Origin of the sequence: Martelella lutilitoris (assembly GCF_016598595.1) — a bacterium.
Taxonomy (GTDB): domain Bacteria; phylum Pseudomonadota; class Alphaproteobacteria; order Rhizobiales; family Rhizobiaceae; genus Martelella; species Martelella lutilitoris_A.
Genome location: NZ_CP066786.1, coordinates 68,292 through 92,809 on the forward strand (window position 1 = coordinate 68,292; position 24,518 = coordinate 92,809).

Below are 24,518 nucleotides of genomic sequence, written 5' to 3' on the forward strand. Positions count from 1 at the left end.
TTGCTCTGGAGCCCTTTGATGACCGCACTCGTTCGGCTCGCCGCCGTGGTCGCGCGTATCCTGGCATTCATCGGCGCTGCCGGCGTCGTGATGATGATGGTGCACATCAGTCTCGATGTGGCACTGCGTAACCTGTTCCGCATCTCGATCCCGGTGACGACCGAGATGGTCGCGCGCTATTACATGGTCGCCACGGCCTTCCTGCCGCTCTCCTGGCTCGAGCTGCGCCGCGAGATGGTGTCGGTCGAACTGTTCGATTTCGCGCTCACCCGTCCCGTTCGCCGCGTCTCTGACGCGCTGGTCTGCCTTCTCTCGGCGATCGTCTATGCAAGCCTTTCCTGGGCCACCTGGAATTCGGCGCTGTCCAATTTCCGCTCCGGCACCTATGTGGAGCTGGCCTCGATGAAGATGCCCGTCTGGCACAGCTACTTCCTGCCGTCGGCCGGTTTTGCCATCGCCGCGCTGACCTGCCTGCTTCTGACCTTCCAGGATCTTCATCCAGCCCCATCGGAGGAAACCGCATGAATCCCGAGGTCGGATTTGTTGGCATCGCCGTCCTGATCGTCCTGCTTCTGCTGCGTGTCCCGGTGGCCATGGCGTTGATCGCCGTCTCGTTCGGCGGCATCACCGCGCTTCTCGGGCTCACTCCGGCCTTCGGCATCCTGTCGAACACGCCCTATTCCTTTGTCGCCAGCTGGACCATGTCGGCGGTGCCGATGTTCCTGCTGATGGGTTTCGTCGCGTTTCATTCCGGGCTCACCGGCGGGCTCTTCGCCGCCGCCAAGGTGGTGCTGCGCCGCCTGCCGGGCGGGCTTGCGGTCTCGTCCATCTTCGCCTGTTCCGGCTTTGCCGCCGTTTCCGGCTCGTCGCTCGCCTGTGCGGCGGCCATGGGCCGGATCGCGATTCCGGAAATGGTCGCCGCCGGCTACCGACCTTCGATCGCGGCCGGATCGATCGCCGCCGGCGGCACGATCGGCGCGCTGATCCCGCCCTCGATCCTGATGATCATCTATGGCGTCTTCGCCGAAACCTCGGTCACCCAGGTCTTTATCGGCGGTATCGGCATCGGCGTCATCACCGCCATCGGCTATTGTCTCGTCATCATCGGCATCAGCCTCGTGCGGCCGGACCTCGTGCCATCGCGCGATACCTCACCCGTCAATGCCGAGGGCCGCGCCGCCATTTTGCAGGTGATCCCGATCACGGTTCTTGTGCTCCTGATCTTCGGCGGCATGTTCTCGGGATTTTTCACTGCGACGGAAGCCGGAGCTGTTGGCGCGCTCGGCACCATTCTGCTTGCCGCCGCCACCGGGCGGCTGACGAAGCGAAACATCACCCACTCCCTCATCGATACCGTGACCTCGACCGGGGCGCTGTTCATCATCGGGGTGGGGGCTGCGATGTTCACCCGCTTCCTCGGAATTTCCGGGCTGTCGCATTTCCTCTCGTCCTTCGTTGCCGACGCGGATCTCGGCTATTTCAAGCTGATGCTGATCATCGTGCTGATCTACCTGGCGCTCGGCACCTTCATGGAACCGTTCGGCGCCATGCTGACGACGCTGCCGATCTTCCTGCCGATCCTCAGGGCCGAGGACATCAGCCTCGTCTGGTTCGGCGTCGTCGTGGTGAAGATGCTGGAAATCGGCATGATCACGCCGCCGGTCGGCATGAATGTCTTCGTCATCAAGAACGTTGCCGGCAAATATGTTTCGATCGCGCAGGTCTTTGCCGGCGTCCTGCCCTTCATCATCATGGATCTCTTCGTGATTGCGCTGGTGATCGCCGCGCCCTCGGTGGTGATGTTCTTGCCGGATCTCTTGAAGTGAGTGACCTGCTATGCCGGGCTGGACGAGCGGAAAAGGCCGTTTCCGGCGGCCTGCTCCAGCGCGGCGACGAAAAGCCGCTGCTCGGCCGTCGGCGTCACATTGGTGCGCATGGAAACGCCGACGGGGCCGCCGAGCAGGTCGTTATCTATGGCCAGCGTCGCCAGCGTGCCGTTTTCGAGCTCGTCGCGCACCACGCCTTCGGAGATGAACCAGACCGTATCGGAATCGAGCACGACCCGGCGCCCGAAGGCGAGCGCCACGCTCTCGAAGGCGGGTTCCGGCTGGGCGAGGCCAAGCGCATGGAGATAGGCCGTCACCAGCGGCGCGATCACCGCGCCCGGCGGCGGCAGCATCAGCGGGTGGCTCCGCAGGGCTTCGGCATCCGGGGCAAGGCCGTCGAGCGGATGGCCGCGACGCACGACGGCAACGATCCGTTCCGAATAGAGCTGGCGGAAGGAAAGTCCCTCCATCAGCGTTGCCGATGCCATGCGGCCGACGACCATGTCGAGCGCGCCCTCTCTCAACTGGGAAAGCAGCAGCCAGTTGGGGCCGGTGGTTACCCGCAGCATGCATTGCGGCGCGCTGTGGCGAAGATGAAGCGCTGCACGCGGGACGAGCGCGGTCGAGGCCGTTGGCAGCGCGCCGACGACGAGGCGGGTGCGCGGCGGCCGGCCCTCGCGCACAAGGTCCTGGGCGCGGACGAGGTCCACCAGCGCCTGGCCGCCATATTGCTGGAAGGTCTTGCCCGCCTGCGTCAGCGTCAGCCGGCGGCCGGAGCGGTCAAACAGTTCGACCTGCAGGATCTCCTCCAGTTCGCGGATGGTTTTCGAGACGGCGGGTTGGCTGACATGAAGCGCGCTCGCGGCCCCGCTCAGCGAGCCGCGTCGCGCGGTTTCGAGAAAAGAGCGCAGATGACGCATGCGCAGGCGAGGATCGAGCAAGGTTAACCTATAGGTTATGATACTTTCCCTTAAATATAATTTTTTGTGCGCCCTGGCTATGGCAAAACAGACTGGGAGGAACGCATGATCATTCAAGCGAACGGCACTGCACTGCATGTGCGCCAGGACGGGCCTGAAGACGGCCGCGCGGTTTTGTTCATCAATTCGCTGGGGACCGATCTCAGGGTCTGGGACCGGCTCATAGAGCTTATGCCGAAGGGGCTTCGGCTCGTCCGTTATGACAAGCGCGGCCACGGGCTTTCCGGCCTTGGTCCCGCCGATACCCGTCTTTCCATCGAAACCCTTGCCGATGACGCGATCGCCCTTTGCGAGGCTCTGGAGCTTGAGGACGTGATGCTTGTCGGCCTTTCGATCGGCGGGCTGATCGCGCAGTCCGCGGCCCTCAGGCGTCCCGACCTCGTGGACGCCATGGTGTTGATGGATACGGCGATGCGCATCGGTACGCCCGAGAGCTGGCAGGACCGAATCGCTGCTCTTCAGGCCGGCGGCATCGCCGCGATTTCCGACGCCGTTTTGGCGCGCTGGTTCGCGCCGGCGTTTCTCGCATCGCCCGAGGCTGCGATGTGGCGTGCCATGCTGGAGCGCACGCCGCTCGACGGCTATATAGACTGTTGCAGGGCGTTGGCCGGCGCCGACTATTCGGCCCGCGCGGCGGAGGTGAAGTGCCCGGTGCTTGCCCTTTGCGGCGCGCTCGACGGATCGACGCCGCCCGATCTCGTGCGCGAGACCGCCGTTGCATACAGGGCGCCGTTTCACCTGATCGACAATGCCGGCCACCTGCCGCCGGTGGAACAGCCCGAGGCCGTTGCGAGCCTTCTTTCCGGCTTCCTGCAAAGCACGTCCGAGAGAGCCGGTGGCGGTCGCCTTGAAACCGGGATGCGGGTTCGCCGCGCGGTTCTGGGCGATGCCCATGTCGATCGCGCCGAAGCGGCAAAGACGCCGCTCGACGAGGCCTTCCAGACATTGATCACCGAAAGCGCCTGGGGCACGGTCTGGGCCTCGGACGCGATCAGCCGGCGCGAACGCTCGATGCTGACGCTGGCGCTGCTCGCCGCAACCGGCAATTTCGAGGAAATCCCGATGCATATCCGCGCGACGGCCCGCACCGGGGCCAGCCGGCAGGACGTGGTGGAGGCTTTCCAGCATGTTGCCATCTATGCCGGCGTGCCGCGCGCCAATCATGCCTTGAAACTGGCAAAGGCTGCCTTTGCCGAAATGGAGGAAAATGACGATGACTGATCTGGGACCACTGATCCCGCGAAACCGGATGGTTCATCCCCCGGCTTATACGCCGGGCTACAAGACCTCGGTCGCCCGCTCGCCGAACCTGCCGCTCCTGTCTCTGGAAAGCGGCCCCTCGGAGGAGACCGGCCCGGTTTTTGGCCATAACCAGCTCGGGCCGCTCGACAACAACCTGATCCTCAACTGGACGAAGGGCGAGGCGCCCGCCGTCGGCGAGCGCATCCTGGTCTATGGCCGCATCATGGACGAGCGCGGCAAGCCGGTGCCCGAAACGCTGATCGAGATCTGGCAGGCCAATGCCGGCGGTCGCTACCGCCACAAGAAGGACACGTATTTTGCCCCGCTCGACCCGAATTTCGGCGGCTGCGGGCGCACGATCACCGATGCCGAGGGCAACTATCAGTTCCTCACCATCCGGCCCGGCGCCTATCCCTGGCCCAATGGCGGCAATGACTGGCGGCCGATGCATATCCACGTCTCGGCCTACGGCCACAGTTTCGGCCAGCGGCTGATCACCCAGATGTATTTCGAGGGCGATCCGCTGATCCCGCTCTGTCCGATTGCCAACACCGTGCGACAGCGCGGCGATCTCGACGGCCTTGTCGCGCCGCTCGACATGAACATGTCACGCCCGCATGACTTCCTGGCCTACAAGTTCGACATCGTCCTGCGCGGCCGCCGCCAGACCATGTTCGAGAACAAGATGGAGGGGATGTGATATGGTCCAGAAACTTCAAAACCTCAAGGAAACGGCATCCCAGACCGCCGGTCCCTACGTCCATATCGGCCTGATGCCGACTTATGCCGGCAATCCGGGCTCCTACGAGCAGGAGATTGGTGCGAGCCCCATTTCGGAAGGGGCGAAGGGCAAGATCATCGAGATCCGCGGTCAGGTCTTCGACGGAACGGGCAATGCGATCCGAGATGCCATGCTGGAAAGCTGGCAGCCGGATGCCTCCGGCATCTTTCCTGGCCAGCCGGGCGCGGACCCCGCCGTTTCCGGCCTCTGCCGCTTTGCAGCCGACGCCGACAGCGGCGAGTTCGTTCTGAAAACGGTGAAGCCCGGCGCCTTCAGGGGCAGGGGCGGCTCGCACAACGCGCCGCATATCTCGCTGTGGATCGTCGCGCGCGGCATCAATATCGGTCTCAACACCCGCATCTATTTCGAGGATGAGGACAATGCCAATGACCGCATCCTCAAGGCCGTCGAACTGAAGCACCGGGTGCCGACGCTGATCGCGAAGAAAACCGGCGATGGGCAGTATCGTTTCGATGTCCGTCTGCAGGGTGACGCCGAGACGGTGTTTCTGGATATCTGACGGGGCAACAAACCTTGCCGCCGCCAATCTTCCCCTTGAGGGCGGGGCTCTCGCTGACAGCTTTGCCGCACCGCCCTCAAGGCTTCTCGCCCCGGATGGGAGAGCGGATATGGAGCGACATCCAAGGTCGTCTGCGATAGCCCTCGCCATGAAGAGGAGAGATCGGACAAGCGCGGTTGGCTTTCGACGGGCATGAAGGCATTCTCTCCGAGTCAATCAGACAGAAGTTACCCGGTTTTTCAGGGAGCATCAGGCGTGACCATATCGGCATTCGAACATCCCTGGCTCGGCGGCTATTTTGGCGACCCGGAAACCGCCGCGATCTGGTCGCCGGAGCGACAATTGCGGCACATGCTGGCCTTCGAGGCAGCCTGGAGCCGGGCGCTGGCCGCGACAGGGCGCTGTGATGCGGGAGACGCCGAGAAGGTCGCTATTGCGATCGAACGCGCCGAGATCGCGCCGGAAGCGCTCAGGGCGGGCATGGCGTCGGATGGCGTGCCGGTGCCGGCGCTCCTTGCTCTTCTGCGCAAGGGCGTGCCGGATGCCGCCCTGCACAAGGGCGCGACGTCGCAGGATGTGGTCGACACCGCGCTGGCCCTGACCTTGCAGGAGACGACGGCGCTGTTTCTCGACCGTCTGGCAGAGCTTGATGCAGCCCTGCAGGCGCTTGAGCGCGCCTTTGGCGATGAGAAGCTCATGGGCCGCACGCGCATGCAGGCGGCGGCCGAAATCAAGGCGCGCGAGCGGATCGCCACATGGCGGTTTCCGCTCGCAGACCATGCCGATCGGCTGAGATCCCTTGGGCCGCGCATCGAGAAGGTTCAGATCGGCGGCGCTGCCGGCGACCGTGCGGCGTTTGGCGATAAGGCGGACGCCATGGTCGCCTCCGTCGCCGCGCAACTTGGTCTTCAGCCCACCGAAAAAGCCTGGCATGCCATGCGCGAGGGTATTGCCGACTATGCCTCGATGCTCTCGCTGGTTTCCGGAACGCTCGGCAAGATGGGCCAGGACGTGGCGCTGATGGCGCAGCAGGGCATTGACGAGATCGCCCTTTCCGGCGGCGGTGGTTCGTCCGCTATGCCGCACAAGAGCAACCCGGTCCTGGCCGAACTGCTGGTGACGCTTGCCCGGTTCAACGCGGTGCAGGTTTCCGGCCTGCATCATGCGCTCATCCATGAGCAGGAGCGTTCGGGCGCGGCGTGGAACCTGGAATGGATGATCCTGCCGCAAATGGCGCTTGCAACCGGTCGGTCTCTTTCGGCGGCGCTTGAGCTTTGCGGCAAGATCAGGCGGATCGGCAAGGGGTAGCGGGCCGTCCGCATTTCAGCCTCAGAAGGTTACGCCTTCCGCCTCCAGCCGCTCCAGCACCAGTTCGGCCGATGTCAGCCGTTCGGCGGCGTTGCGGGCAAAGGCAAGCGTCAGCAGTTTGCGCCGCGCCGGCGCCAGCCTGTGCTCGGGGGCGGGACGGATGACTTCAGCGCCGTAGCGGTCGGCGAGCAGCAGGCCGCAATCTTCCGGAAAGATGTCGAGCGGAACGCCCGCATGGGTGGCGAAGAACAGCCGGTCGCAGTAGCCGCGGTATTCCGGCCATTTGGTGTCGACGCGAAAATCCTCGATCGATGACTTGATCTCGATGATCCAGATCTCGCCTTTCTCGGTGAGACAGATGAGGTCGGCGCGGCGGCCGTTCCTGAGCGTCATCTCGCTGATCGAGGCGTTGCGCATATGTTTCATCAGATGCTGGACGCCGCGGCGGACCAAGAGCGCTCGTTCGGACTGGCGGCCGTCGGCCGTCGGGTTCTTGGCGTGAAGATCGACAATCGCCATGGAACTTCCTTTTGATCGATGCATTTTCACAACAGCGCAGTGCCGGCGTGTGGTCGTTTAAATGGCTTCCCACCACTTGCGCTTGTCACGCAATGAAATGTTAACCATAAGCTTTTATCAGCTAACTATTATCACTTTTCGCTTCAATCGTCGCCACGAGACCGCTCATGCACATCAGAATGCTTCTTCTTGCACTCTCTCTAACCGGACTGCTTGCCGCTGCGGGCTGCACCACGACCGACGGCATGTCCTCGGGCAAGATGGCGCCGATCTCCGCTTATGCGGCCGTCAATGACGAGGGTATCGATCTGCCGCGCGTCCCGATTACCGAGGTCGACGACAAGTATCGACGCCAGATCGTGGACTACGAGACGGATGAAGCGCCCGGCACGATCGTGGTCGACACCAAGGAGCGCCTGCTGTATTACGTCGAGGAAGACGGCAAGGCCGTGCGTTACGGCATCGGCGTCGGCCGCGACGGTTTCCGCTGGTCCGGCAACGCCTATATCGGCCGCCGCGCCGAGTGGCCCACCTGGTATCCGCCGTCAGCCATGATCAAGCGCCAGCCGGAACTGAAGGAATATGCCGGCGGCATGGAGCCCGGGATCATGAACCCGCTCGGCGCCCGTGCGCTTTATCTTTACCGCAACGGCAACGACACCATGTTCCGCATTCACGGCAATCCCAACTGGACCTCGATCGGCCAGGCGGTGTCCTCCGGCTGTATCCGCATGATCAACCAGGACATCATCGACCTTTATGCCCGCGTCGACCCCGACAAGCGCACCAAGGTTGTCGTGCTGCCGGGCTGATCACGGCCGACGCGGTTTCGAAGGCGGTTCTCCGGAGCCGCCTTTTTCATTTGCAAATCCGCGAATTGCAGCGCCCGCGCTTGATTTTGGCGACTGCTTCGATAGATAGAGCCGATACACTTCAAGCGGCATGACCTTTCGCCGCATCCCGAAAGGCCCGGCTATGCAGACCCCCTATTACCTCATCGACAGGTCCAGACTTCAGGAAAACCTCGACAAGATCGCCTGGCTGCGCGAGGCTTCCGGCGCCAAGGCGCTTCTGGCGCTCAAATGCTTTGCGACGTGGTCGGTTTTCGACCAGATGCGCCGGTATATGGACGGCACCACCTCGTCCTCGCTTTATGAGGTCAAGCTCGGCTACGAAAAATTCGGCGGCGAGACCCATGCCTATTCGGTGGCCTACGGCGAAGACGAGATCGACGAGGTTCTGGAAAACTGCGACAAGATCATCTTCAACTCGATCGGCCAGCTTTCGCGTTTCAAGGCGCAGTCGGAGGGCAAGATCCGGGGCTTGCGCGTCAACCCGCAGGTTTCGACCTCGGATTTCGACCTTGCCGATCCGGCCCGTCCCTTCTCGCGCCTTGGCGAGCATGATCCGGCGGTGATTGAAACCGTCCTCGATCAGGTTTCCGGCTTCATGTTTCACAACAACTGCGAGAACGAGGATTTCGACCGTTTCGACGAAATGCTGACCGTCATCGAGCAGCGCTTCGGTCATTTGATCGAGCGCCTCGACTGGGTAAGTCTCGGCGGCGGCATCCATTTCACCGGCGAGAACTATCCGCTGGAAAAGCTCGCCGCGCGGCTCAAGGCCTTTGCCGAGAAATACGGCGTTCAGGTCTATCTGGAGCCCGGCGAGGCGGCCATCACGGGTGCCGCGACGCTGGAAGTGACCGTGCTCGACACGCTGAACAACGGCAAGGATCTCGCCATTGTCGATTCGTCGATCGAGGCGCATATGCTCGACCTGCTGATCTATCGCGAAAGCGCGAAGATTTCGCCCGATACCGGCCCCCACCAGGTGATGATCTGCGGAAAATCCTGCCTTGCCGGCGATATTTTCGGCGAGTTTTCCTTTGAGCAACCGATCAAGGTCGGCGACCGGCTGTCGATCGAGAACGCCGCCGGTTACACGATGGTCAAGAAGAACTGGTTCAATGGCGTGAAGATGCCGTCGATCGCGATCCGTGAGGAGAATGGCGAGATCCGCACCGTTCGCGAATTCGGCTATGACGATTTCAGATCCGCCCTGTCGTGAGGCCGGGCTGACCCCGCGGAGCGGTTCGCCGCTCCAACCCTTGATTTCGGGCAGGCAAAGCTGCCCAAAACCGGAGGCGTTGTTCCGATGAAGAAAAATGTGCTGATTATCGGCGCGGGCGGCGTGGCCCAGGTGGTCGCCCATAAATGTGCCCAGAACAATGATGTGCTCGGCGATATCCATATCGCTTCGCGCACCAAGTCCAAATGCGATGCGATCATCGAGAGCGTTCTGGAAAAGAAGGCGATGAAACAGGATGGCGTCCTGCTCGCCCATCAGCTTGATGCGCTCGATATTTCCTCGACCGTGGCGCTGATCAACCAGACCGGCGTCGAGATCGTCATCAATGTCGGCACCGCCTTCCTCAACATGTCGGTGCTGGAAGCCTGCCTTGAAACCGGCGCGGCCTATATCGACACCGCCATCCACGAAGAGCCCGACAAGATCTGCGAAACCCCGCCGTGGTATGCGAACTACGAGTGGAAGCGCAAGGATCGTTGCGCGGAAAATGGCGTCACCGCCATTCTCGGCGCCGGTTTCGATCCGGGCGTCGTCAATGCCTATGCCCGTCTTGCCAAGGATGACTATGTCGATGACATCACCGACATCGACATTGTCGACATCAATGCCGGCAGCCATGGCAAGTATTTCGCCACGAATTTCGACCCGGAGATCAATTTCCGCGAGTTCACCGGCACGGTCTATGCCTGGCAGAACAATGAATGGACGACGAACAGGATGTTCGAGGTCGGCCACGAGTTCGATCTGCCGGTCGTCGGCAAGCAGAAGGCCTATATGTCCGGCCATGATGAAATTCATTCTTTGTCGAAGAATATGGGCTCGCCCAATGTCCGCTTCTGGATGGGTTTCGGCGACCACTACATCAATGTCTTCACCGTGCTGAAAAGCCTCGGCCTCTTGTCTGAACAGCCGGTGATGACGGCCGAAGGCCAGGAAGTGGTGCCGCTGAAGGTGGTCAAGGCCGTGCTGCCCGACCCGTCATCGCTGGCGCCGAATTATACCGGCAAGACCTGCATCGGCGACTTCGTCAAGGGCACCAAGGACGGCAAGCCGGCGGAAGTTTTCATCTACAATGTCTCTGACCACAAGGAGGCCTATAACGAAGTCGGCTCACAGGGCATCTCCTTTACCGCCGGCGTTCCCCCGGTCGCGGCCGCCATTCTGGTCGCCTCCGGCGACTGGGACGTGAAGACCATGGCCAATGTCGAGGAACTGCCGCCGAAGCCCTTCCTCCATATCCTGAACCAGATCGGCCTGCCGACCCGGATCAGGGACGAGAACGGTGACCGCGCGCTCGATTTTTCGAAGTCGGTTTAGCTTTTCGAAACAAGAGAGGGGCTGGCGCGGGGCGTCTTAAACCGCCGCGCCGGCTTCAGCGTGCAAGGCCGAACTGGATTTCGATCCTGTGATAGCCGGCTTTGGCGCCGTTCCATTTGTGATAGATTTCTCGGCTTTCGCCCGAAAAATCGTGGCGCGAGAACCGGATTTCCTCCACCAGCGGCGCATAGCCCTGCGTGAACAGACCCCGCATCGTGCCCTGATAGGTCCGCGTTGCCACCATGATCGGCTCGAAGCGGCTGAGTTCAAAACGGCCTGCATGGTTATAGTCCTCGGGCTTTCGGACCGGATAGCAAATCGTCCAGTCAAAACGCGTCTTTCCATCCTGCGGCAGGTTCTGCGCGACGAAAACCCAAGGTCCCGCCATGGCGAGCCCGTATTCCGCCGCCTCGCTTTCGATCTCGGGGGATAAGGTCGCCGCCGCCGCCTTAACGTCACGGATGGCGAGAAATCGCTTCCCGGTGAGCGCCCAGAATGCATCAGTCTCAACGATCTTCATCAGAACCGGCCTCTTTTGACATGCATGATGGAACGCATTAACTGGACAATCGTCCGGAGCCAACGAATATTCTAGAATGAACTTGCCAAGTTCATCGGAAAAGCCGCACCATTTAGAAAAATATTTCTCACAAGGCAAAGTGCGCTCCGGAACCTTTTCCGCCCGGGTATTCATGATAATGATGTTGGCAAAACGCTGAAAAGAACGAAGCCCATGTCGCTGAAAGACAAACGCATTCTCCTGATCATTTCCGGCGGGATCGCGGCTTACAAGAGCCTCGATCTGATCCGCAGGCTGAAGGAACGCGGCGCGCGGGTGACGCCGGTGATGACGGCGGCGGCGCAGCAATTCATTACCCCGCTGGCCGTCGGCGCGCTGTCCGGCGGGCATGTGTTTACCGACCTTTTCTCCCGCACGGAGGAACAGGATGTCGGCCATATCCGACTTGCGCGCGAGAATGACCTGATCGTGGTCGCGCCCGCCACCGCCGATCTGATGGCCAAGATGGCGACGGGACTGGCGAATGATCTGGCGAGCGCAGTGCTGCTGGCGCGCGATGGCCCGGTGCTGCTGGCGCCGGCGATGAACCCGAAAATGTGGTCCGCCGCCCCGACGCAGCGCAATCTGGCGACGCTCATTGAGGATGGTGCAAAGACCATCGGGCCGATGGCCGGCGAGATGGCCGAAAGCGGCGAGGCCGGGACCGGACGCATGGCCGAGCCGATGGAGATCATTGGCGCGATCGAGGCCTTGTTCGATGACGCGCCGAAGCCGCTAGCGGGAAAGCGTGCCATCGTCACGTCCGGCCCCACCCACGAACCGATCGACCCGGTGCGCTATATCGCCAACCGCTCCTCCGGCCGCCAGGGCCATGCCATCGCCGCGGCGCTTGCCGAGCTTGGCGCGGATGTGACGCTCGTCTCCGGCCCGGTGACGATTGCCGATCCCGGGGGCGTGACAACCGTTCATGTGGAGAGCGCCCGCGACATGCTGACCGCCGTGGAGGCGGCGCTGCCCGCCGATATCGCCGTCATGGTCGCCGCCGTCGCCGACTGGCGGGCAGCCGATTCAGCCACGCAGAAGATGAAGAAGAAGCCGGGGGAAGCGCCGCCGCCCTTGCTGCTTGCGGAAAACCCCGACATCTTGAAGACCATCGGCCATCATCAGAACCGTCCGGCGCTCGTCGTCGGCTTTGCCGCGGAGACCAGCGATGTCGAAGCCTATGCCCGCGACAAGCTTTCCCGCAAGGGCGCCGATCTGATCGTCGCCAATGATGTGTCAAAGGAAGGCGTCATGGGCGGCGCGCGCAACGCGGTGACGCTGGTGACAAAGGACGGCACTGAAACCTGGCCGGACCTCGACAAGACCGAGGTCGCGGCAAGGCTTGCGGCGTGGATCGCCAATCGGTTCTGAGCAAGGCCAGGAGCGCGTCCAGAAAAGCGGACATGCTCTATCGCCGCTCCTGCAGCCGCTTGATCACCGCTGCGCGGACATCCTCGCCCTCGGCGTTCAGCGCCCGGTCCAGGGCTTTCATCCGTCGGCGCAGCGTGTTGAGTTCGTCCATCAGGCCGAGGACCACAGGAACCGCCTCGTCATTGACATCGAGATCCTCCGTCAGCTCGACAATGAGCTGCAGGCGGGCAAGGTCGGTCTCGTCGAAGGCCGGGCCGCGCTCACCCTGGCGGGGTTTCACCCATGAGCGGGTGACACAGATTTCCAGACGTTCGGCGCTCAGCCGGCCGACTCGTTCCAGTACCTCTGTTTTCGTCATGATGATCATCGCCGGCCTCCCTTCCAGCCCGCGCGCGGATTGTGCGGATGCTTCTCGCGCCAGACCTTGAGCGCTTCCTCAAGGGCGGGGTCCGCCTTTGGCGGCAGCACGATCTTCAGCGTCACCAGCATGTCGCCGGTCCCGCCGCCTGTTTTCGGGGCGCCCTTGCCCTTGAGCCGCATGACCCGTCCCGAGCTCGAATTGGCCGGAACCTTCAGGTTGACCCGGCCGTCGATCGTCGGCACGGAAACCGTTGCGCCCAGTACCGCCTCGTCGATGCCGACGGGCAGGTCGATCTTGATGTCGTCGCCCTCGCGGGTGAAGACGGGGTCGGGCAGGACCTCGACGCGCACATAGGCATCGCCCGGCGGCCCGCCATTGAGGCCCGGCTCGCCCTTTCCGGCAAGCCGCATCGTCTTGCCGTCCTCGATCCCGGCGGGAATGGTGAGCGCGATCTTGCCGCCCTCGGGCAGGCCGACCGTCTTCTTCGCGCCGGTGAGCGCTTCAATAAGGCTGACCTGGAGGTGGAAATGGCGATCCTGCCCGCGCATGCGCATTGAACCGCGCTCCCCGAATGAACCGCCGGACGCCCTGCCGCCGAAGGCGCGGGCGAAGAAATCGCCAAGATCGTCGAACCCGCCCTCGAATTCGTAGCGCGCGCTCGGGTCGGCCTCGGCATGGGCGCGGTAATATTGCCGCTCCGGCCGTTCCTGCTGGTTGATGTCGATCTCGCCGGCATCGAACCGGCGGCGTTTCTCCGGATCGCTCAAAAGGTCGTAGGCCGCCGTCACCTGGCCGAACTGTTCGGCCTTGGCGGCGTCACCGGGGTTGAGATCCGGGTGAAGTTTCTTGGCAAGCTGCCGGTAGGCCTTCTTGATCTCGTCCTGCGAGGCCGTCTTGGCAACGCCGAGCAATTGATAGGGGTCGTGTTGTTGTTGCGCCATGATTGTGACCTTGATCAATCGGCGGTTGGGCCGCCTTGCCTTATGATATGGGAATGTCCGTTTCCGCTTTCCAGACTCCGTGAAGCCGCCTGGCGAAGCAGAACGACACTTGCAAAACCGTTATAATAACGTATATACGAAACTACGTAGTTTTTAGCGAGGAGTTTGCAATGTCTCTCGATCGTGCCGTTCTGGCCTTTGCCGGTATCATGGTTCTTCTGTCGGTGGTTCTGACAGTCTTCGTCAGCATCTACTGGCTGTGGTTCACCGCCTTCATCGGCCTCAACATGCTACAATCGGCCTTTACCGGCTTCTGCCCGGCGGCCATGATTTTCAAGAAGCTCGGCATCAAGCCCGGCACCGCATTCTGAAAGGCGAGACGATGATGCCCAGAGCGCTTGCATGGCGCGGCACGGCCGCGCTTCTTGCCGCCTTCCTCACGGCCGTTTCAGCCTCCGCCGCAACGCTGAAGGTCGAGCCGATGACCGTGCCGGAATGGAAGGCGGTCTATGGCGAGGTCAAGGCCCGCGACACGGTGCCTGCGCGTGCGCGCATCGGCGGCACGCTCGAATCGCTGACGCTGACGGAAGGCGACACGGTGAGCGAGGGCGATGTGATCGGCACTGTCCGGGACGACAAGCTCGACTACCAGATTGCCGCCTATGAGGCCCAGTTGAAGGGGCTCAACGCCTCGCTGGAAAACGCCCGTTCGGAACTGGAGCGCGGCGAAAATCTCAACCAGCGCGGGGTGATGAGCAACCAGCAGCTCGACACGCTGAGGACCCAGGTCGATGTGGTCGTCAACAACATCGCCTCGGTCAATGCCAATATGGAGGTCGTCCGCCAGCAATTGCGCGAGGGCGATATTCTTGCTCCGGCATCCGGCCGCGTGCTGCGGGTGCCCGTCGTCGAGGGTTCGGTGATCCTCCCCGGCGAGACGGTCGCCACAATCGGTTCCGGCGGCTTTTTTCTGAGGCTTGCGATCCCCGCCCGCCACGCAAACCTTCTGGAGGAGGGGGCGTCCATCGAGATCAGCCGTCCCGGAAGCGAGGGTGAAGCCACCGGCAAGCTGGTCAAGCTCTATCCGGAACTCGAAAACAACCGGGTGATTGCCGATGTGGAGGTCGACGGGCTGAAGACCGGCTATGTCAACCAGCGCTTCCTGGTGCGCGTGCCGATCGGCGAGCGCGAGGCCCTCTTCGTGCCCGAAAATGCCGTGACCACACGCCACGGGCTCGATTTCGTCACCGTCGCCCTGGATGACGGCAGGACGCGGGAGAAGACCGTGATGACCGGCGGCAACGCCGACATCAAGGATCAGACCATGACCGAGATACTGACCGGGCTTTCACCCGGCGATGAGGTAATCGTCCCATGAAACCGCACAAGCTTGGTCTTGCCGGCGGGCTGACCAAATCCTTCATCGCATCGCCGCTGACGCCGCTCTTCTTGCTGGCGGCGCTGGCGCTCGGCCTTGTGGCATTGTTCACCTTACCGCGCGAGGAAGAGCCGCAGATCTCCGTTCCCATGGTCGACATCATCGTCCAGGCCCCGGGGCTGAAGGCGGAGGATGCCGTCAAGCTCGTCTCCGAGCCGCTGGAGACGATTATCAAGGGCATCAATGACGTCGAGCATGTCTATTCGCAGACATCCGACAACCAGGTCATGGTCACGGCCCGCTTCATGGTCGGCACGCCAGCCGACAGCGCGGTGCTGCGCGTCCATGACAAGGTCATGGCCAATATGTCCGACATTCCCGTCGGCATTCCCGAACCGCTGATTATTGGCCGCACCATTGACGACGTCGCCATTGTCGCGCTGACGCTGACGCCCGCCGACGGCCGGGATGCGGGCATCACCGCAAACGACCTGACCCGGGTGGCGCGCGAGCTGCAGACCGAACTCACCAAGATTGACGAGGTGGGGCTCACCTATCTGGTCGGCGAGACCGGCGAGGCGATCCGCATCGCTCCCGATCCCGAACGGTTGGCGCTCTATGGCGTGACGCTGAAGTCGCTGACCGGCAAGGTGACGGCGGCCAACCGCGCCTTCTCCACCGGCACGGTGCGCGACAACGGCATGCAGATCGATGTCATGGCCGGCCAGACCCTGTCTTCGCCCGGCGAGATCGGCAATCTCCTGCTGACGAGCGCCGACGGCCGCCCGGTCTATGTCCGCGATGTCGCCGACATCTCCTATATCACCAATGATTCCGACGCGATTGCCTCCTCGGTCACGCTTGGAGAAGACGGCACGATGGATCGCGTTCCGGCCGTCACCCTGGCCATCGCCAAGCGCGCCGGGGCGAACGCCGTCAATGTCGCCCACGACATTCTCCATCGCGTGGATGAGTTGAAGGGCACGCTCATTCCCGACACGATGGCCGTTTCGGTCACCCGCGACTATGGCGAGACGGCAAATGAGAAGGCCAACGAGCTGCTGTTCCATCTGGCGCTTGCGACGGTCTCGATCATCATCCTCGTCTGGGTGGCGATCGGACTCAGGGAAGCGCTGGTGGTTGCCATCGTCATTCCGGTGACGATCCTGCTGACGCTGTTTGCCGCCAATATCATGGGCTATACGCTGAACCGCGTGTCGCTTTTCGCGCTGATCTTCTCCATCGGTATCCTCGTGGATGACGCCATCGTCGTGATCGAGAACATTGCCCGCCACTGGGCGATGCCCGATGAGCGCACCCGCGTTCAGGCGGCAATCGAGGCCGTGGCGGAAGTCGGCAACCCGACCATCGTCGCAACGCTGACGGTCGTGGCCGCCCTTCTGCCGATGATGTTCGTCTCGGGCATGATGGGCCCCTATATGAGCCCGATCCCGGCGGTTGCCTCTGCCGCGATGATCTTCTCCTTCTTTGTCGCGGTGATGATCACGCCCTGGCTGATGGTGAGGATTGCCGGCAATGCCAAGCTGCACGCCGAGGACGGCCATGGCGGCGGGGCGCTCGGCCGCGCCTATGCGGCGGTCGCACGCCCGATCCTGAAGACGAAGTTCCGCTCCTGGACCTTCATCGGGCTTGTTCTGGTCGCCACCTTCGGCTCGCTCAGCCTGTTCTACACCAAGCATGTCACCGTCAAGCTTCTGCCCTTCGACAACAAGTCGGAACTGCAGGTGACGATCGACCTGCCGGAAGGCGCTTCGGTCGAGGAGACCGACGCGATTGCCCAGGCCGTTGCCGACGTGGTGCTGCAGACGCCGGAAGTCATGTCGGTGCAGACCCATGCGGGCACCGCTTCGCCCTTCAACTTCAACGGTCTGGTTCGCCATTACTACATGCGCAACCGGCCGGAGATGGGCGACGTCCAGATCAATCTGACGCCGAAGGGCGATCGCGACCGATCGAGCCACGAGATCGCGCTCGATCTCAGGCAGAAGATCCTGGCAGAGGTCCCCGTACCGGAGGGCAGTTCGTTGAAGGTCGTCGAGCCGCCGCCGGGGCCCCCGGTCATGGCGACGCTCTTGGCGGAAATCTACGGCCCGGATGCCGAGACCCGCCGCGCGGTCGCCGAAAAGGTCAAGGAAGCCTTCCGCTCCGTGCCCTTCATCGTCGATGTCGATGACAGCTACGGCCAGCAGACGCGACGCCTCAGGGTGGCGATTTCCGGCGATGACCTGGAAAGCTACGGCGTTGCCGAACAGGATGTCTTCGACGCGTTGTCGGCGCTGAACGGCACCGCCACGGTTGGCTACTCTCACCGCGGCGGCGGGCGGCCTCCAATCCCGATCGAGATCGGCCGCACCAAGGACCAGAAGGTGCTTGACGAGACATTCCTGTCGACGCCCGTTGCCTCGGCCACCGGCGGGACCGCTTCCGTGGTTGAGCTCGGCGATGTCGTCACCGTCACGGAGGAGCCGACCTCCTACGCCATCTTCCGCCATAACGGCCACTATGCCGACATGGTGACCGGCGAACTGGCAGGCGATTTCGAAGCGCCGCTTTACGGCATGCTCGCCGTTCAGGACGCGATCGACGCGATGGACTGGGGCGACCTGCCGAAGCCTGTCATCAAGCTGCACGGCCAACCGGAGGATGAATCCGAGCCGGTTCTCTTGTGGGATGGCGAATGGGAGGTCACATGGGTGACGTTCCGCGACATGGGCGCCGCCTTCATGGTTGCGCTTCTCGGGATCTATATCCTCGTCGTCGCCCAGTTCGGCTCGTTCAAGGTGCCGCTGGTGATCCTGACGCCGGTGCCGTTGACCTTTATCGGCATCATGCTCGGCCACTGGATGTTCAACGCGCCGTTCACGGCGACCTCGATGATCGGCTTCATCGCGCTCGCCGGCATCATCGTGCGCAATTCGATCCTGCTGGTCGACTTCATCCGGCATACCAAGTCGGATGACGTGCCGATGATCGACACGTTGATCGCGGCGGGCTCGATCCGCTTCAAGCCGATCCTGCTGACCGCGCTTGCGGCCATCATCGGCGCGGCCGTCATCCTGGCCGATCCGATCTTCCAGGGTCTTGCAATCTCTCTGCTGTTCGGCCTCATCTCGTCGACCCTGCTGACGGTGCTGATCATCCCGGCGATCTACCGGGTGCTGAGAAGCTGATACCGAAGATCGGCGGCCGCCATGCTGCAAAATGGCGGCCGCCGCAACGTTGCGGAATGCCTGCGCCACAGGTCCGCGAGAGCGCCTTCTGCCACTTTTGCGCACAATGGAAAAGCATAGCCTCACTAATCCCATGGTTGCTATTGCCCTTGATACGTGTAAAAACTAGGCGTTGTAATCACACCTCGCCTGCGCTTGAAAAAGCCGGGTGATTCGAAGCGAAATCAGTCGCCGGCCGGTGCAAAAAGGAAGCCTTGCCGACGCGCCCGAAAGACAAGATTCCCTTGCAGAAATATCAAGACCTGCTGGAATACCTCGTTCTGATCCACGAGATTGACAGCCTGACGAGCCTTCGCGCGGCCATGGAAAAGGTTGCCCGACGCTATGATTTCGCGCGGACCGGATTGTTTCGGCGGTCCCTGACCCCCGCCCGTGACGCGGTCGCATGGCGCTGTCTTGTCGGGAGCGAACCCGATGCCGAGAACCCGATACTCTTTGACGGCGCCGTCGATGGCGTTCTGCTGGCGGCCGGCGCGCTCGAAGGCGCCTATTTCTGGGATTCGGCGCTCGCGGCCGGTGGGCGGTTCAATCCCGCGCTTTCTCGCGCACTGCGTCTGCGGTGCGTCCGGGCGGCGCAGGAGGGGCTGGCTTACGGCGTCACCTTTCCGGTCTTCGGGCGCGAGGGGCTGGCCGGCGCGCTCGCAATGGCGCGCGGCCGGCGGATCGAGCTTTCTCCGCTGGAAATCAGCCTCTTCAGCGCGCTCGCCCGGGAAACGCTCAACCGTTGTTTTGTTATTCTGCGTTGCGGCGAAACCGACGCGCCCGGAGGGAACACGGTCCCGGCGCTCTCGCTGCGTGAGCTGACCATTCTGAAGAACCTGGCTGACGGGATGACGTCGGTCGAAGCCGGAAGGACGATCGGCCTCACCAATCATACGGTCAATTGGTATGTCAGCGGCCTGCAGCAGAAACTCGGGGCGCGCAACCGGCAAAACCTCGTTGCCCTTGCGTTTCGGCTCGGTCTCGTCTCCTGATTGCGGCAAATCGATTAAGGCATCAGGGCGGGTTTGCGCTTGCCCGAGAGTTTGGCTATGACTTTGAAATTGCGATTGTCACGCTTTTTTCCTGAGGAGGCCTTCCTTGCCGATTTCAAAGATACTTGTCGCCAACCGCTCCGAGATTGCCATCCGTGTTTTTCGCGCTGCAAACGAACTGGACATAAAAACGGTCGCGATCTGGGCGGAAGAGGACAAGCTGGCGCTCCATCGGTTCAAGGCGGATGAGAGCTATCAGGTCGGGCGCGGCCCTCACCTCGATCGCGATATGGGTCCGATCGAGAGCTACCTTTCCATTGAGGAAGTGATCCGTGTCGCCAAGCTTTCCGGCGCCGATGCCATCCATCCGGGTTACGGCCTTCTTTCCGAGAGCCCGGAGTTCGTCGATGCCTGCGCGGAAGCCGGTATCACCTTCATCGGACCGAAGGCCGAGACCATGCGCCGGCTTGGCAACAAGGTTGCGGCCCGCAATCTCGCCATCGAGGTCGGCGTGCCGGTCGTCCCCGCGACCGACCCGCTGCCCGACGACATGGCGGAAGTCGAGCGGATGGCGGAGGAAATCGGCTTTCCGGTGATGCTGAAAGCCTCTTGGGGCGGCGGCGGTCGCGGCATGCGCGTCATCCGGTCCAAGGCCGATCTCGCCCGCGAGGTGACCGAGGCAAAGCGCGAGGCCAAGGCCGCCTTCGGCAAGGACGAGGTCTATCTCGAAAAGCTGGTGGAGCGCGCCCGGCACGTGGAAAGCCAGATTCTGGGCGACACCCACGGCAATGTGGTGCATCTGTTCGAGCGCGACTGTTCGATCCAGCGCCGCAACCAGAAGGTCGTCGAACGCGCGCCGGCGCCTTATCTTTCCGAGGCGCAGCGCGCCGAACTCGCCGAATATTCGCTGAAGATCGGCCGGGCCACCGACTACATCGGCGCGGGCACGGTCGAGTATCTGATGGATGCCGATACCGGAAAATTCTACTTCATCGAGGTCAATCCGCGTATCCAGGTCGAGCACACGGTGACGGAAACCGTGACCGGCATCGACATCGTCAAGGCGCAGATCCATATTCTCGACGGCGCGGCGATCGGCACAGAGGAATCCGGCGTGCCGCCGCAGGAGGAGATTTACCTGCGCGGCCACGCGCTGCAGTGCCGCATCACCACGGAAGATCCCGAACACAATTTCATTCCCGATTACGGCCGCATCACCGCTTATCGCGGCGCCACCGGCTTCGGCATCCGCCTCGACGGCGGCACGGCCTATTCGGGCGCCGTCATCACACGCTTCTACGATCCGCTTCTTGAAAAAGTCACCGCCTGGGCACCGTCCCCGCAGGAGGCCGCGCGCCGCATGGACCGGGCATTGCGCGAGTTCCGCATTCGCGGCGTCGCCACCAACCTCACCTTCCTCGAAGCGATCATCACCCATCCGCAATTCATGGATTACAGCTACACCACGCGTTTCATCGACGAGACGCCGGAACTGTTTTCCCAGGTCAAGCGCGCCGACCGCGCCACCAAGCTCCTGACCTATCTGGCCGATGTCACCGTCAACGGCCATCCGGAGGTCAAGGGCCGTCCGCGCCCCTCCGACGAGATCGCGGCGCCCGTCGTGCCCTTCATCGAGGGCGATCCGAAGCCGGGCACCAAGCAGCTTCTCGACAAGATGGGGCCGGAGAAATTCGCCAAGTGGATGCGCAATGAAAAGCGCGTCCTGATGACTGACACCACCATGCGCGACGGCCACCAGTCCCTGCTGGCGACCCGCATGCGCACCCATGACATTGCGACCATCGCCGGCACCTATGCCCGGGCGCTGCCGGAGCTTCTGTCGCTCGAATGCTGGGGCGGGGCGACCTTCGACGTGTCGATGCGCTTCCTGACGGAAGACCCGTGGGAGCGGCTGGCGAAGGTCCGCCAGAACGCACCGAACCTTCTGCTGCAGATGCTGCTCAGGGGCGCAAACGGCGTCGGCTACAAGAACTATCCCGACAATGTGGTCAAATACTTCGTCCGCCAGGCGGCCGCGGGCGGGATCGATCTCTTCCGCGTCTTCGACTGCCTCAACTGGGTGGAGAACATGCGCGTCTCGATGGACGCCGTGGCCGAGGAAGGCAAACTCTGCGAGGCGGCGATCTGCTATACCGGCGACATCATGAATGCGCGCCGTCCGCAATATGACCTGAAATACTACACCGACCTTGCCAGGGAACTGGAAGCCGCCGGCGCCCATATCATCGCGGTGAAGGACATGGCCGGCCTGCTGAAGCCGGCAGCCGCCAAGATGCTGTTCACGGCGCTGCGCGATGCCACCGAACTGCCGATCCACTTCCACACCCATGACACGTCGGGCATTTCAGCTGCCACCGTGCTGTCGGCGATCGATGCCGGCGTCGATGCCGTCGATGCGGCCATGGATGCCTTCTCCGGCAACACCTCGCAGCCCTGCCTTGGCTCGATCGTCGAGGCGCTGAAGGGCCACGAGCGCGATCCGGGCCTCGATACCGGCTATATCCGCCGCATCTCCTTCTACTGGGAGGCCGTGCGCCACCAGTATGCCGCCTTTGAGAGCGACCTGAAGGGGCCGGCCTCGGAAGTCTATCTGCATGAAATGCCGGGTGGCCAGTTCACCAATCTGAAGGAGCAGGCCCGCTCGCTCGGGCTTGAGACCCGCTGGCACGAAGTGGCGCAGGCCTATGCCGACGCCAACCAGATGTTCGGCGATATCGTCAAGGTCACGCCGTCCTCCAAGGTTGTCGGCGACATGGCGCTGATGATGGTGAGCCAGGATCTCTCCGTTGCCGATGTCGAAAACCCGGCCAAGGACATGTCCTTCCCGGATTCGGTCATCTCCATGCTCAAGGGCGATCTCGGCCAGCCGCCGGCCGGATGGCCGGAGGGGCTGCAGAAGAAGGCGCTGAAGGGTGACAAGCCCTATACGGTGCGTCCCGGCTCGCTGCTGGAAGATGCCGATCTGGAGGCCGAACGCAAGCAGGCCGAGGAAAAGGTCGGCCGCGAGATCAATGATTTCGAACTCGCCTCCTACCTGATGTATCCGAAGGTCTTCGTCGACTATGCGCTGGCGAGCGAGACCTACGGTCCTGTTTCGGTTCTGCCGACGCCTGCCTATTTCTACGGTCTCGACGAGGGCGACGAGCTCTTCGCCGATCTCGAAGTCGGCAAGACGATCGTGGTGCAGAACCAGGCGGTCACCAGCCCGGACGAGAAGGGCATGGTCACTGTGTTCTTCGAACTGAACGGCGCGCCGCGCTCGATCAAGGTGCCGGACCGCGCCCATGGCGCAACGGGCGGGGCCAACCAGAAGGTGGATCCGGCCAACCAGAACCAGATCGGCGCGCCGATGCCGGGCGTGATTTCCACCGTTGCCGTTTCCGCCGGCCAGCAGGTCTCCTCCGGCGACGTGCTCGTATCCATCGAAGCGATGAAGATGGAAACCGCGCTCCACGCCGATCGCGACGGCGTCATCAAGGAAGTCCATGTCAAGGCGGGCGACCAGATCGACGCCAAGGACCTTCTGGTGGTGTTTGAGGACTGAGACCGGTCCCCGTCCGCCTGAGATGTTTGAAAACCCCGGTCATTCGGCCGGGGTTTTTGCATGTGCGGGCGTGGCGACGGGCGACGGGGCGGGACCGCCTGTCATGCGGCCGAGCCAGAGGCTTGCCAGCACCAGCACGGCGCCTGCGGCCTGTAGCGGCGACAAGGCCTGACCGAGCAGGATCCAGCCGAGCAGGACCGCGCTCAAGGGGCTCAGGAAGCCGAGGAGGGCGGCGCGTGAGGGGCCGATCATGGCGATGCCGCGGAACCAGAAGAAATAGGTGAGCGCCGCGCCGACAAGCCCGAGCCAGGCGAGGCCGATCAGGTTTTCGGCCGTCGGAACCGGGAAAGCGGGCTCGAGGATGAGAGCCAGCGGCAGGAGCAGCAGGCCGCCGGTGGTCAGTTGCCAGGCGGTGAGCGTCAGCGGCGGCACGGGAAACTGCCATTTGCGGGTGAGCACCGTGCCGGTCGCCATCGACAACGCGCCGCCGAAGGCAGCGGCAATGCCGAGGGGATCGAGCACGGCATTCGGCGACAGTACGAGAAAGGCTACGCCTGCGAGCCCGCCGAGCGCGGCCAGCACGCCGAGCGGCCGGATCGCTGTGCCAAGCGCTGCGCGCGACAGAAACAGCACGATCAACGGCTGGGTCGCGCCAAGGGTTGCGGCAACGCCGCCGGGCAGGCGATAGGCGGCAACGAAGAGCAGGCTCCAGAACAGCGCGAAGTTCAGGAAACCGAGCGCAAACAGGCGCGGCAGCATGGCGGGGGACGGAAATTGCCGGACCACGAGAAGCAGGATCAGACCTGCCGGTAGCGCCCGCAGGAGGCCGAGCGTCAGGGGCAGACCGGGCGGCAGAAGCTCGGTGGTGACGATATAGGTGCTGCCCCAGATGGCGGGCGCCAGTGCGGTCAGCAGGACATCGGATGTTTTCGGCATGGCTGCCTCCATTTATCTTGACGTCAAACTATATGGATATGACTTGACGTCAAGATAGAATCTCAGCATGGTTCCGCCATGGATCATGTCGACAGTATTCTTGCCGAGTGGCAGGCCGAGCGTCCGGACCTCGACGCCATGCCGATGGGCGTCATGGGACGCCTCAAACGGCTGCAGCAGCATCTTGCGCGTAATCTCGAGACGGTGTTTTCGCGCTACGGGCTGAACGCCGCGAGTTTCGACGTGCTGGCAACGCTGAGGCGTTCCGGACCGCCCTATGCGCTCTCGCCCTCGGCGCTGATGGACCGGACGATGGTCTCCTCCGGCACGATGACCAATAGGCTCGACCGGCTGGAGGCGGCGGGTTTCATCTCGCGTAAGCGCAATCCGGAGGATGGGCGCGGCTTCGTCATCGCACTGTCAGACAAGGGCTTCGCCCTGATCGACGAGGCGGTAAGCGCCCATGTCGAGAACCAGCACAGGCTGATTGCATCCCTGCCGATGGAAGACCGCGCGGCGCTGGACAGACTGCTGGCCAAATGGCTGGCGGCGTTTGAATGAGCGCCGCCGGGCGGGAAGGACAAAGGCCGGACGC

Annotated in this window: 22 protein-coding genes; 16 read left to right on the forward strand and 6 right to left on the reverse strand. The window is 62.9% G+C overall.

What is annotated here, in order from left to right; genetic code table 11:
- The first annotated feature begins 18 nt into the window (after positions 1 to 18).
- Entirely contained in the window at positions 19 to 525 is a 507-nt protein-coding gene (locus tag JET14_RS00325) for a TRAP transporter small permease (RefSeq protein WP_200336242.1), read from the forward strand.
- Positions 522 to 1,826, forward strand: a complete 1,305-nt coding sequence (locus JET14_RS00330) for a TRAP transporter large permease (protein ID WP_200336244.1) — start codon at positions 522 to 524, stop codon at positions 1,824 to 1,826. Before JET14_RS00325 ends, JET14_RS00330 begins: the two co-directional genes overlap by 4 nt.
- 8 nt (positions 1,827 to 1,834) lie before the next feature.
- On the opposite strand, the gene pcaQ is transcribed toward JET14_RS00330, so the two are convergent.
- A complete protein-coding gene (gene pcaQ, locus JET14_RS00335; RefSeq protein WP_200336245.1) occupies positions 1,835 to 2,767 on the reverse strand; it encodes a pca operon transcription factor PcaQ in 933 nt (310 codons plus the stop codon).
- A gap of 84 nt (positions 2,768 to 2,851) precedes the next feature.
- Here pcaQ and pcaD point away from each other — a divergent pair, with 84 nt between their 5' ends.
- The 4 genes from pcaD to JET14_RS00360 all read left to right on the forward strand — a co-directional run bounded on the left by pcaD (position 2,852) and on the right by JET14_RS00360 (position 6,657).
- The gene (pcaD, locus tag JET14_RS00340) at positions 2,852 to 4,027 is read left to right on the forward strand and encodes a 3-oxoadipate enol-lactonase (RefSeq protein ID WP_246750433.1); all 1,176 of its coding nucleotides are present in this window, start codon (positions 2,852 to 2,854) and stop codon (positions 4,025 to 4,027) included.
- The gene (gene pcaH / locus JET14_RS00350; RefSeq protein WP_200336247.1) at positions 4,020 to 4,748 is read left to right on the forward strand and encodes a protocatechuate 3,4-dioxygenase subunit beta; all 729 of its coding nucleotides are present in this window, start codon (positions 4,020 to 4,022) and stop codon (positions 4,746 to 4,748) included. The genes pcaD and pcaH overlap by 8 nt, the downstream gene beginning before the upstream one ends.
- A gap of 1 nt (position 4,749) precedes the next feature.
- Entirely contained in the window at positions 4,750 to 5,349 is a 600-nt protein-coding gene (gene pcaG / locus JET14_RS00355) for a protocatechuate 3,4-dioxygenase subunit alpha (RefSeq protein WP_200336249.1), read from the forward strand.
- 255 nt (positions 5,350 to 5,604) lie between these two features.
- Positions 5,605 to 6,657, forward strand: a complete 1,053-nt coding sequence (locus JET14_RS00360; protein WP_200336251.1) for a 3-carboxy-cis,cis-muconate cycloisomerase — start codon at positions 5,605 to 5,607, stop codon at positions 6,655 to 6,657.
- 21 nt (positions 6,658 to 6,678) lie between these two features.
- Here the strand turns inward: JET14_RS00360 and JET14_RS00365 are convergent, their stop codons facing one another.
- A complete protein-coding gene (locus tag JET14_RS00365; RefSeq protein WP_200336257.1) occupies positions 6,679 to 7,176 on the reverse strand; it encodes an MmcB family DNA repair protein in 498 nt (165 codons plus the stop codon).
- A gap of 167 nt (positions 7,177 to 7,343) precedes the next feature.
- On the opposite strand from JET14_RS00365, the gene JET14_RS00370 reads away from it, so the two are divergent.
- The 3 genes from JET14_RS00370 to JET14_RS00380 all read left to right on the forward strand — a co-directional run bounded on the left by JET14_RS00370 (position 7,344) and on the right by JET14_RS00380 (position 10,584).
- Positions 7,344 to 7,988: a L,D-transpeptidase gene (locus JET14_RS00370; protein WP_200336258.1), complete on the forward strand. Its 645-nt coding sequence runs from the start codon at positions 7,344 to 7,346 to the stop codon at positions 7,986 to 7,988.
- A gap of 163 nt (positions 7,989 to 8,151) precedes the next feature.
- A complete protein-coding gene (nspC, locus tag JET14_RS00375) occupies positions 8,152 to 9,246 on the forward strand; it encodes a carboxynorspermidine decarboxylase (protein WP_200336259.1) in 1,095 nt (364 codons plus the stop codon).
- 87 nt (positions 9,247 to 9,333) lie between these two features.
- Positions 9,334 to 10,584 carry a saccharopine dehydrogenase family protein gene (locus JET14_RS00380; protein WP_200336261.1) on the forward strand — a complete coding sequence of 417 codons (1,251 nt, stop codon included), beginning with the start codon at positions 9,334 to 9,336 and terminating at the stop codon, positions 10,582 to 10,584.
- A gap of 55 nt (positions 10,585 to 10,639) precedes the next feature.
- Here JET14_RS00380 and JET14_RS00385 read toward each other — a convergent pair whose 3' ends face one another.
- A complete protein-coding gene (locus JET14_RS00385; RefSeq protein ID WP_200336263.1) occupies positions 10,640 to 11,104 on the reverse strand; it encodes a hypothetical protein in 465 nt (154 codons plus the stop codon).
- 213 nt (positions 11,105 to 11,317) lie between these two features.
- On the opposite strand from JET14_RS00385, the gene coaBC reads away from it, so the two are divergent.
- A complete protein-coding gene (gene coaBC, locus JET14_RS00390) occupies positions 11,318 to 12,517 on the forward strand; it encodes a bifunctional phosphopantothenoylcysteine decarboxylase/phosphopantothenate--cysteine ligase CoaBC (protein ID WP_200336268.1) in 1,200 nt (399 codons plus the stop codon).
- 37 nt (positions 12,518 to 12,554) lie between these two features.
- Here the strand turns inward: coaBC and JET14_RS00395 are convergent, their stop codons facing one another.
- Both JET14_RS00395 and JET14_RS00400 read right to left on the reverse strand, forming a co-directional pair.
- Entirely contained in the window at positions 12,555 to 12,875 is a 321-nt protein-coding gene (locus JET14_RS00395) for a chaperone modulator CbpM (RefSeq protein ID WP_200336269.1), read from the reverse strand.
- A gap of 5 nt (positions 12,876 to 12,880) precedes the next feature.
- Positions 12,881 to 13,819, reverse strand: coding sequence for a DnaJ C-terminal domain-containing protein (locus JET14_RS00400; RefSeq protein ID WP_200336270.1), 939 nt, complete (start codon positions 13,817 to 13,819; stop codon positions 12,881 to 12,883).
- Between the two features lie 170 nt (positions 13,820 to 13,989).
- Between JET14_RS00400 and JET14_RS00405 the strand changes: the two genes are divergently transcribed.
- The 5 genes from JET14_RS00405 (at position 13,990) to pyc (ending at position 22,987) form a co-directional block, all read left to right on the forward strand.
- Complete coding sequence (locus JET14_RS00405; protein ID WP_200336271.1) at positions 13,990 to 14,190, forward strand: YgaP family membrane protein; 201 nt, start codon at positions 13,990 to 13,992, stop codon at positions 14,188 to 14,190.
- 14 nt (positions 14,191 to 14,204) lie between these two features.
- The gene (locus JET14_RS00410; RefSeq protein ID WP_200336272.1) at positions 14,205 to 15,197 is read left to right on the forward strand and encodes an efflux RND transporter periplasmic adaptor subunit; all 993 of its coding nucleotides are present in this window, start codon (positions 14,205 to 14,207) and stop codon (positions 15,195 to 15,197) included.
- Positions 15,194 to 18,388 carry an efflux RND transporter permease subunit gene (locus tag JET14_RS00415; RefSeq protein WP_200336274.1) on the forward strand — a complete coding sequence of 1,065 codons (3,195 nt, stop codon included), beginning with the start codon at positions 15,194 to 15,196 and terminating at the stop codon, positions 18,386 to 18,388. Before JET14_RS00410 ends, JET14_RS00415 begins: the two co-directional genes overlap by 4 nt.
- A gap of 284 nt (positions 18,389 to 18,672) precedes the next feature.
- Positions 18,673 to 19,422 carry a helix-turn-helix transcriptional regulator gene (locus tag JET14_RS00420; protein WP_200336276.1) on the forward strand — a complete coding sequence of 250 codons (750 nt, stop codon included), beginning with the start codon at positions 18,673 to 18,675 and terminating at the stop codon, positions 19,420 to 19,422.
- 106 nt (positions 19,423 to 19,528) lie between these two features.
- Complete coding sequence (gene pyc, locus JET14_RS00425) at positions 19,529 to 22,987, forward strand: pyruvate carboxylase (protein WP_200336277.1); 3,459 nt, start codon at positions 19,529 to 19,531, stop codon at positions 22,985 to 22,987.
- Between the two features lie 39 nt (positions 22,988 to 23,026).
- Here pyc and JET14_RS00430 read toward each other — a convergent pair whose 3' ends face one another.
- Positions 23,027 to 23,923 (reverse strand): EamA family transporter, encoded by an 897-nt coding sequence (locus JET14_RS00430; protein WP_200336278.1) that lies wholly within the window; start codon positions 23,921 to 23,923, stop codon positions 23,027 to 23,029.
- 78 nt (positions 23,924 to 24,001) lie between these two features.
- Here JET14_RS00430 and JET14_RS00435 point away from each other — a divergent pair, with 78 nt between their 5' ends.
- Positions 24,002 to 24,484, forward strand: a complete 483-nt coding sequence (locus JET14_RS00435) for a MarR family winged helix-turn-helix transcriptional regulator (protein WP_200336279.1) — start codon at positions 24,002 to 24,004, stop codon at positions 24,482 to 24,484.
- Positions 24,485 to 24,518 lie beyond the last annotated feature (34 nt).